We start from the raw sequence: 2,746 nt of genomic DNA, 5'->3' as shown, positions 1-2,746 counted from the left end.
GGCCTGCACGGCGCGGCTGGAGTAGCCGCACATGGGGTATTGCGGGGTGCCCTTCATGAACAGCACGAGCGGGTAACGATCCACCTCGGCCTGGATTTGCTGCATTACCGCCACACCTCACTCCTTGCTTCGCCGGACAAACCAACCGTGATGGTCGGCTAGACTGCCCACGGTAGCTGCCATTGTAAGCCGATGGTACCGGCTGCCGCCGCCCCCTGGCCACGAACCTGTCCATGCCCGTCGAACTGCCCGCCCTGCCCTACCTGCCCTCGTCCCTGCAGCCGCACCTGTCGGCACAGACCGTGGAACTGCATCACGGTCGCCACCATCGCGCCTACATCGAGGCGGTCAATGCCGCCATTGTCGGCACCGAATGGGAAGAAGCCACACTGGAGGACATTGTCCGCCACGCCCAGGGCGCGCTGTTCGATGCCGCCGCCCAAGCGTGGAACCACGGCTTCTACTGGCAGTGCCTGCGCCCGCGCGGCGGTGGCGAGCCGCAGGGCCGCCTGGGCGAACTGGTCAAGCGCCAGTTCGGCGAYGGCCAGCGTCTGCGCGAAGAGTTCAATCGAACCGCGCTTGGCCTGTTCGGCTCCGGCTGGGTGTGGCTGGTGCAGCACCCCGGCGGGCAGCTCGGCCTGCAGGCCACCCGCAATGCGGGTACGCCGCTGACCGGCGACAGCACGCCGCTGCTCTGCTGCGATGTCTGGGAGCACGCGTACTACACCGACTACCAGAATGATCGTGCACGCTATCTGGAAGCATTCTGGCAACTGGTGAACTGGGAATTCGCCGAGAGCCAGCTGCGCTGAGACCGACGGGCATCCGTATCCGCCGGGCATGGCCCGGCGCTACCGGCATCACGCCTGGCCGTGGTGGATGCCCATCCTGGTCGGCCCCGCTCTGGTAGATGCCCACCTTGGTGGGCCCTGCTCTGGTAGATGCCCACCTTGGTGGGCGCCGCCGGCCAGCGGCCGGCACTACCGGGTTCAGCGGCGCCTGCCGGCCGACGGCCGGCATCACCTTGGTCAGCCGTTACGCAACGCGTGTACCGCGGGGGCCACCTGGGCCTGGCGGTCGAGCTCCAGGCCTACCTGCTCCAGCGCATCGGCCAGTGCATCGGCATCATCATCACGCAGGGTGGCGTGACCCACCTTGCGGCCGTCACGCGATTCCTTGCCATAATCGTGCCAATGGCCACTGGCCTGCTGCAGCACCGGCGTCGGGTCGGGCATTGCCCCCAGCCAGTTCAGCATGCAGGCATGGCCGAGCATGCGGGTACTGCCCAGCGGCAGGCCGAGCACCGCACGCAGGTGGTTCTCGAACTGGGAGGTTTCGCTGCCTTCGATGGTCCAGTGCCCGGAATTGTGCACGCGCGGCGCCATCTCGTTGGCCAGCAGTTCACCGTCGCGGCAGAACAGTTCCAGCGCGAACACACCCACGTACTGCAGGTGTTCGGCAACACGACGGGCATAGCCGATCGCTGCTTCGTGCTCGGCAGCGGACAGCACCGCCGGTGCCACGCTGGCCGACAGCACGCCGTCGACATGCCAGTTGCCGGTGACCGGCCAAGCCTGGAAGCTGCCATCGCGGCCGCGCACGGCAACCACGCTGACTTCGCGCTGGAAGGCGACAAAGCCCTCGAGGATCAGGCCGGTGCGCTCGACCTGCGCCCCCAGGGCCTGCCATGCCGCATCGATGTCCGCTTCGCTGCGCAGGCGGAACTGACCCTTGCCGTCGTAGCCCAGGCGGCGGGTCTTGAGGATGCACGGCAGGCCGAATTCGGCGGCCCTGGCAGCCAGCTCGTCGCGGCTGCGGATATCGGCGAAGGCCGGCAGCGGAATGCCGAGCTGCTGGAACAGGGTCTTCTCGCTCAACCGGTCCTGGGCCACCGCCAGCGCCGACGGCGGCGGGTAGACCGGCACGCGGTCGGCCAGCCATTGCGCGCTGTCCGCCGGCACGTTCTCGAAATCGAAGGTGATCACATCGACTTTGGCGGCGAAGTCCGCCAGTGCCTGGCGATCATCGAAGGCCCCCACGGTGAGCGGTGCCAGCGGGCCACTGCAGGCGTCGGCCGCCGGATCATACAGTTCGAAGCGCAGTCCCAGCGGCGCACCGGCCAGGACCATCATGCGGGCGAGCTGGCCGCCGCCGAGGATGCCGACGGTCAGGCTCATTGGCGCGGATCGTCGTGAGCCATCACGTCTTCGGTCTGGCGCGCGCGGAAGCTGTCCAGCGCCTGGCCGATGGCCGGCTGGTCGCTGGCCAGCATCGCGGCGGCAAACAGTGCGGCATTGGACGCGCCGGCATTGCCGATGGCGAAGGTGGCGACCGGGATGCCGGCCGGCATCTGCACGATCGACAGCAGCGAATCCATGCCGTTGAGGGCCTTGGACTGCACCGGCACGCCCAGCACCGGCACCGCGGTCTTGGCCGCGATCATGCCCGGCAGATGCGCSGCRCCGCCGGCGCCGGCGATGATCGCGCGCAGCCCGCGCGAACCGGCCTGCTCGGCATAACTGAACAACACATCCGGCGTCCGATGCGCGGACACCACCTTCACTTCGAACGGAACACCCAGAGCTTCAAGCTTCTGGGCGGCGTGCTGCATGGTTTCCCAGTCGGAGCGGGAACCCATGACGATGCCGACAAGCGGCGCGATCGGGTTGGGGGTCATTGGCCGTCACCTGCCTTAAAGACGTATTCTAGCCATCTTCCACGCAAGACGAAGAACCATGGACCATGG

At 67.7% G+C, this 2,746-nt stretch carries 4 protein-coding genes; 1 reads left to right on the top strand and 3 read right to left on the bottom strand.

The features are described 5' to 3' along the window. Positions 1-114: glutaredoxin family protein (locus AC1VAN_RS17590; RefSeq protein WP_480986320.1), on the bottom strand; the 114-nt coding region annotated here is incomplete at its 3' end. Between the two features lie 119 nt (positions 115-233). On the opposite strand from AC1VAN_RS17590, the gene AC1VAN_RS17585 reads away from it, so the two are divergent. Further along, positions 234-812 carry a superoxide dismutase gene (locus tag AC1VAN_RS17585; RefSeq protein ID WP_032975704.1) on the top strand — a complete coding sequence of 193 codons (579 nt, stop codon included), beginning with the start codon at positions 234-236 and terminating at the stop codon, positions 810-812. A gap of 216 nt (positions 813-1,028) precedes the next feature. Here AC1VAN_RS17585 and AC1VAN_RS17580 read toward each other — a convergent pair whose 3' ends face one another. Both AC1VAN_RS17580 and purE read right to left on the bottom strand, forming a co-directional pair. After that, a complete protein-coding gene (locus AC1VAN_RS17580; RefSeq protein ID WP_032975702.1) occupies positions 1,029-2,177 on the bottom strand; it encodes a 5-(carboxyamino)imidazole ribonucleotide synthase in 1,149 nt (382 codons plus the stop codon). After that, on the bottom strand, positions 2,174-2,677 hold the full coding sequence (gene purE / locus AC1VAN_RS17575; RefSeq protein WP_025875268.1) for a 5-(carboxyamino)imidazole ribonucleotide mutase: 504 nt from the start codon (positions 2,675-2,677) through the stop codon (positions 2,174-2,176). Before purE ends, AC1VAN_RS17580 begins: the two co-directional genes overlap by 4 nt. Positions 2,678-2,746 lie beyond the last annotated feature (69 nt).

The organism is Stenotrophomonas sp. 05L44_2 (assembly GCF_056665995.1).
This window is presented reverse-complemented; position numbering and strand designations above follow the sequence as displayed.

What these genes read in the sequence shown, in the direction of transcription:
- AC1VAN_RS17580 (WP_032975702.1), bottom strand. Translation starts at nt 2,177, where the DNA reads ATGAGCCTGACCGTCGGCATCCTCGGCGGCGGCCAGCTCGCCCGCATG.